Below are 6,146 nucleotides of genomic sequence, written 5' to 3'. Positions count from 1 at the left end.
CATCCCGATCCATTTTTCCTCGTTCCAGCATTGCTCTCACCACCTATTCCTATTTTACCGCGCTCAAACGAAAAAGCCCAGCTTTTGCTGGACTTTTTCGACAGACTGACCCCCCTCATCCCATGGGATGAGGGGGGTGTCGCTTTTCTCAATGTGAAAAAATATTGTGCGGTTCATCTGGACAATCACAGCTTTACTGCAAATCTTTTTCTTCCGACGCAGCATTGGATGTCCAAATCGATTGGGCAAAACTCGCCCGATATGCCCGGGGCGTCATAGCTTTTTGCCGTTTAAAGACTCGTCCAAAATAGCTTACATCGCCAAATCCACAGGATAAGGCCACTTCTGTCACACTGCATCGCGTTGCGCAAAGCAATTCCGCAGCACATTCAATACGGTAATAGAGTAAATAATCAATCGGGGTTCTGCCAGTGATCTGACGAAACACCCGACAAAAATATTTCGGCTCCAATGCCGCTTCATAAGCCAGATCCTCTAATGTCAGAGGCATTGCATAGTCTGTGCGGATACGTCGAAGCACACGTTTGATGGCTTGTGTACGTCGCATATCCTGCCCTGTGCCCGGCAACGGTGGACGATAAAGCCGATGGGAAATCATCTGCCCCAGCAGCTGCCACAAATATCCCATTGTGGTAAACTCATACCCCGGCTGTTCATTTGCCATAGCCTGATAAAGACCGTTCACCAACAGGGCGGGAGGCGAGCCTGCAGAGAATACCGCCTGCAATTTCGACCCATCTGCCAGCAGGCCATTCAATTGCTGACGACAAATACCACCCATACCGGTGAGAAACCGATCCAGATCGAATACCACACATACGTATACACAGTGCTCCGGCAGTCCCCCATGAATGGTATCTTCTCCAATCATCATGCAGTCTCCGCGATGAAGATCTATATGCTGTCCCTCTACAGAAAGATGAAAAACACCATCCAATACAGCAATCAATTCATGTTCCATATGCCAATGAAACGGCATCTTATATCTTGGGTGTGTGGAATCCACTTGATAGAGTGCAATGGGAAAATCAAAGGTACCGCGCACGGCCTGCTCATGACTGGCCAAATATCGCATTTCATCCCCTCCAAAAGTGAATATAATCCGAGTTATTCTGATTATATCACAAGACAGCTTATGCGGCAATCCGCTATACTTCATATAGAAATATAAGCAAAGGAGTGTTTCCGGGATGGATATCAACCTCATCAAAGAACAAATCTGCGATGTTTGCCACAAAACCTGGCAATTGGGCTGGGTAGCGGCCAATGACGGCAATGTATCAGCACGGCTGGAAGACGGCACTTTTCTGTGCACACCAACCGGTATGAGTAAGAGTTTCATTACACCGGAGAAATTAATCCGAATCAATCATGCCGGGGAAATATTGGAAGGCGCAGAAGGCTTACGTCCCTCCAGCGAAATCAAAATGCACCTGCGCTGCTACGAAAAGCGGGAAGATGTATGGAGCGTGATCCACGCACATCCTCCGGGCGCCACGGGCTTTGCAGTAGCACACAAAGCAATGGACATGTATAACATGATCGAGGATGTAGCTGTGATTGGCAGTGTACCGCTGACTCCTTACGGAACCCCCAGCACCAGTGAAGTACCCGACGCCATTGAACCCTATCTGCAAGAACATGATGTAATGCTGCTTGAAAATCACGGTGCGCTGGCGGTAGGAAGCGATGTCATTACGGCGTTCTATCGCATGGAAAGTCTGGAATTGTGGGCAAAAATCACCATCAATGCGGTTATTCTCGGCGGAAGTCAGGACATCAGCAAAGAAAATATCCAAAAGCTTATTGATTTACGGAGTTTTTATCGTGTGACCGGTCGTCATCCCGGATATAAGAAATTTTCAAACGGCTTGAAATAAGTCTATTTGAACTGAAAAAAGGGTGTGGGTGTATGAAACGCGTATTGGCCTTTGATTTGGGTGGTTCCAGCGGGCGTGCTATACTGGCCGAATACAAAAACGGTCAGTTAACGTGGCAGCAGGTGCATCGTTTTGAAAATCGCCCCCGCGACGTGGACGGCCGCTTTTGCTGGGATTTTGAGGATTTAATGGCCAATATACAACTGAGCATGGACCTGGCCGGCAACTTCGACAGCATCGGTGTGGACACTTGGGGAGTAGATTTTGGTCTGTTGGATGAACAGGGGAAACTTCTGGGAGATCCGGTTCACTATCGCGATGCACGAACCAACGGAGAAGTAGAACGTGCGCTTTCCGTCCTGTCGGCGCAGCAACTCTATGCTGCCACCGGAAATCAAATTATACCTATCAATACGCTCTTTCAGCTACAGGCATTACGAAGACAACAGCCTGAAATATGGAAACGAGCGCATCGATTGCTGTTCATGCCCGATCTCATCATCCATCGGCTGTGCGGTGCAGAGATCTGCGAAACCACCATTGCTTCCACCAGTCAGATGCTTGATCCGTCCACCGGAAACTGGAGCCGCACTGTTCTTGACGCATTTGACATTCCCGAGAACAAATTTGCTCCTTTGGTGGCAAGCGGCACCGTGGTGGGACAATATAAAAATGCACAGGTAATTGCAGTAGCGGGACATGACACCCAATGCGCAGTCGCAGCCATGCCGATAGGGGAGGATGAAGATGTCGCCTTCCTATCCTGCGGCACATGGAGTCTGCTTGGCTGTGAACTTCCCACACCGATTCTCAGCGACACAAGCAGGGAATCGGAACTGAGCAATGAAATAGGCGCTAACCGTAAAATACAATATTTGAAAAACATGATCGGTCTATGGCTCATACAGGAAAGCCGTCGCCAATGGCAGAGGGAAGGAACCACATATACCTATGGTCAGTTAGAAGAGTTGGCACAGCAAGCTGCACCGTTTCGCAGTTTTATTGATCCTGCCGCACCGGAGTTCACACCCCCCGGAAATATTCCAGAACGGGTTCGGGCATTTTGCCGCCGAACCCATCAGCCGGTACCGGAGACAATCGGACAGGTGATCCGGTGCATTTATGAAAGTCTGGCCTTGCAATCCAATATGACTTTGAAACAGCTTAGCCAACTCACAGGAAGAAAATTTTCCACCCTGCATATGCTGGGCGGCGGTGTACAATCTGAACTTCTTTGCCGCATGCACGCAGACTGCACCGGCAGAACCGTGTTCGCCGGACCGGTGGAAGCAACCGCATTGGGGAATATCATCATCCAACTGTCTGCATTGAAAGAAATAGAAGGATTAGAGGCCGGCCGCACTTTGATTGCCAAAACAGAACCGGTGCGGCAATACGTACCTCAACATTTAGAACATTGGAAAAAAGCATATGAACGGTATCATGCAATCATAGAACAGGAGGAATACAAATGAACTATCCAAAAATAGGCATTCGTCCCACCATTGACGGACGTTGGGGCGGCGTGCGGGAAAGTCTGGAGCAGCAGACCATGACCATGGCCAAGCGTGCCAAAGAGCTGATCGAAAAAACGCTTCGTTATCCGGACGGCTCATTTGTAAAATGTGTTCTGGCTGATTCTACCATTGGCGGCGGGGCCGAGGCTGCTGCCTGCGCCGACAAATTTACCGCCGAAAATGTAGTGGCCACGCTCACTGTCACGCCCTGTTGGTGCTATGGCAGCGAAACCTTTGATATGGATCCACACACCATCAAGGCTGTATGGGGCTTTAACGGCACCGAACGGCCCGGCGCGGTATATCTGGCAGCGGTCATGGCTGCACACACCCAACGAGGACTTCCCGCCTTTTCTATATATGGCCATGATGTGCAGGATGCAGGAGAAGATACCATTCCGGAAGATGTGGCAGAAAAAATCCTCCGCTTTGCCCGTTGTGCCGTTGTTGTTGGATGGATGCGAAACAAATCCTATGTCAATTTAGGCGGTGTCGCGATGGGCATTGCAGGAAGCTACTGTGATGCTGCCATGTTCCAAAAGTATTTCGGCATCCGTGCGGAATGGGTTGACATGACCGAAATTCTCCGACGGATCACCCTGGGCATTTACGATCATGAAGAATATGATCGTGCCCTTGCCTGGGTACATGCCAATTGTAAAGAAGGTTTTGACTGCAACGCTGAAAAAAATCTTCCTGACGTTATCACCAAATCCAAAGTTGTACCGCCTGATGAGGACTGGGCGTTTATCACCAAGATGACAATGGTCATGCGCGATATTCTCTTTGGCAATCCTGTGCTGGCACAAATGGGCTGGCATGAAGAATCGCTGGGCAAAAACGCCGTTGCCGGTGGTTTTCAAGGGCAGCGCAACTGGACGGATTGGTTACCCAACGCAGATTTCACGGAAGCACTTTTGGCCTCTACCTTTGACTGGAACGGCACCAAACAGCCCACTCCTTTTGCTACGGAAAACGATACCCTGAATGCCGTCGCCATGATGCTTGGTACACTTGTTACCGGTACAGCCCCCTGCTTCCACGATGTGCGAACCTACTGGAGTCCGGATGCCTGCCAGCGGGTAACGGGCCATCGACCGGAAGGCGTTGCGCAGAACGGCTTTATTCATCTGATAAACTCCGGCGCCACTGCGCTCGACGGCAACGGTGCAGCAGTCGATCAAAATGGCGTTCATATGATGAAACCCTTCTGGGATATGACCGAACAGGATATGGCGGCATGTCTCCAAGCGACCGACTGGTGTCGAGCAAACTATGAATATTTCCGCGGCGGCGGCTTCTCCAGTCATTTCCGCTGTACTGCGGAAATGCCGGTTACCATGCTGCGGGTGAATATTGCAGACGGTGTTGGACCCGTGCTGCAGCTGGCGGAAGGATGGACCGCCAACCTGCCTGATGAAGTACACACCCCCATTGATCTTCGCACAGACCGCACTTGGCCAACGACTTGGTTTGTTCCGCGTCTGACCGGAACCGGAGCTTTTTCCGATGTTTACAGTGTTATGGCAAATTGGGGAGCAAATCACGGCGTAACCGTCTATGGTCACGTTGGCGCGGATTTAATTACGCTGGCTTCCATGCTGCGCATTCCGGTATCCATGCATAATGTGTCGGAGGATGCAATCTATCGTCCCCATGCTTGGTCCGCCTTTGGTACAAAGGATACGGAAGCGGCCGATTTTGCTGCTTGCCGTCATTATGGCCCGTTATACCGCTGAATCCATTTGAACAATCTATATCTCAAAACTGCGGAACATCGCTTATCAGCTACCGTGCCGTTTTTATCCCAAACAAAGGGATAAACTTTCCGCAGAGATGACCATCCAGCAAATCCACAATGTAATCAATCGCTATTCTTGAAATTCCCAGAATTCATACTATAATAGAATAGATAGCATGATTCCGAAATAGAAAGAAGAACGATTTTGTGAAAAAACAGATTTATTACAGAGCAGTATTCTATATTGTGGGACTTCTCATTTTGGCGATGGGATTGACGCTGAACACCAAGGCGGGTCTGGGCGTTTCTCCGATTATTTCTGTCTCTTACAGCACATCGCAGATTTTTGGATGCAACTTCGGAGACATGACAATGGTTCTCTACTGTGTTTTTGTCGTGATTGAGCTGATCCTGCATAGTGTAAGGGGATGGAAAAATCCGCAAAAGAATCAAAAACTGATTTTGCTGATGGATATTCTGCAAATCCCTCTCAGCCTGATTTTCACCCGGTTTTTGAATCTGTTCGGCTCGTTTCTGCCGGATTTCTCTTCCGGTGCAGACAGCTGGAATGAGCACTTTCCGCTTCGCCTGCTGGTTTTGATTCTAGCCATCGTCTGCACGGGCGTCGGCGCTGCCATGTCGCTTTCCATGCGGATTGTCCCCAACCCTGGGGATGGAATTGTGCAGACCATCGCGGACTGCATTCACAAAAATGTCGGCTTTACCAAAAACTGCTTTGACCTTTTAAACATCACCATCACAATTACCTTGGGCCTGCTGCTTGCAGACCATTTGGTTGGCGTGGGCATCGGAACCGTTCTGGCAGTCATCGGCGTGGGCCGTGTCATCGCGTTGTTCCAGCACTTTGCAGGGAAGAATGGAAATGTCAAGAAATGTGCAGTCTGGAAACACCCAAAATCTGAAAAGCATGGTAATACAGCGCAGTTTTCCGAAGTGGAGCGTAGCGGAACGCAGGAAAACTGCGGC

At 49.6% G+C, this 6,146-nt stretch carries 5 protein-coding genes; 4 read left to right on the top strand and 1 reads right to left on the bottom strand.

The features are described 5' to 3' along the window. Nucleotides 1-193: 193 nt before the first annotated feature. Nucleotides 194-1,087, bottom strand: coding sequence for a helix-turn-helix domain-containing protein (locus ACTQ34_RS17250; protein ID WP_441364846.1), 894 nt, complete (start codon nucleotides 1,085-1,087; stop codon nucleotides 194-196). A 124-nt stretch (nucleotides 1,088-1,211) separates the two neighbouring features. Here ACTQ34_RS17250 and ACTQ34_RS17245 point away from each other — a divergent pair, with 124 nt between their 5' ends. The 4 genes from ACTQ34_RS17245 to ACTQ34_RS17230 all read left to right on the top strand — a co-directional run. Next, nucleotides 1,212-1,901: a class II aldolase/adducin family protein gene (locus ACTQ34_RS17245; protein ID WP_441364845.1), complete on the top strand. Its 690-nt coding sequence runs from the start codon at nucleotides 1,212-1,214 to the stop codon at nucleotides 1,899-1,901. A gap of 32 nt (nucleotides 1,902-1,933) precedes the next feature. Beyond that, nucleotides 1,934-3,376 (top strand): rhamnulokinase, encoded by a 1,443-nt coding sequence (locus ACTQ34_RS17240; protein ID WP_441364844.1) that lies wholly within the window; start codon nucleotides 1,934-1,936, stop codon nucleotides 3,374-3,376. Next, nucleotides 3,373-5,157 carry an L-fucose isomerase gene (locus tag ACTQ34_RS17235; RefSeq protein WP_441364843.1) on the top strand — a complete coding sequence of 595 codons (1,785 nt, stop codon included), beginning with the start codon at nucleotides 3,373-3,375 and terminating at the stop codon, nucleotides 5,155-5,157. Before ACTQ34_RS17240 ends, ACTQ34_RS17235 begins: the two co-directional genes overlap by 4 nt. A gap of 209 nt (nucleotides 5,158-5,366) precedes the next feature. After that, the coding region (locus tag ACTQ34_RS17230; protein ID WP_441364842.1) for a YczE/YyaS/YitT family protein at nucleotides 5,367-6,146 on the top strand (780 nt) is incomplete at its 3' end.

Origin of the sequence: Agathobaculum sp. LCP25S3_E8, from assembly GCF_052117165.1 — a bacterium.
In the GTDB taxonomy this organism is placed as follows: Bacteria; Bacillota; Clostridia; order Oscillospirales; family Butyricicoccaceae; genus Agathobaculum.
Note: the sequence above shows the minus strand (reverse complement) of the source record. Positions and strands in the feature narration are given on the sequence as shown.

Coding starts and splice junctions, on each gene's coding strand:
- ACTQ34_RS17240 (WP_441364844.1), top strand. CDS start 1,934: ATGAAACGCGTATTGGCCTTTGATTTGGGTGGTTCCAGCGGGCGTGCT.
- ACTQ34_RS17235 (WP_441364843.1), top strand. CDS start 3,373: ATGAACTATCCAAAAATAGGCATTCGTCCCACCATTGACGGACGTTGG.
- ACTQ34_RS17245 (WP_441364845.1), top strand. CDS start 1,212: ATGGATATCAACCTCATCAAAGAACAAATCTGCGATGTTTGCCACAAA.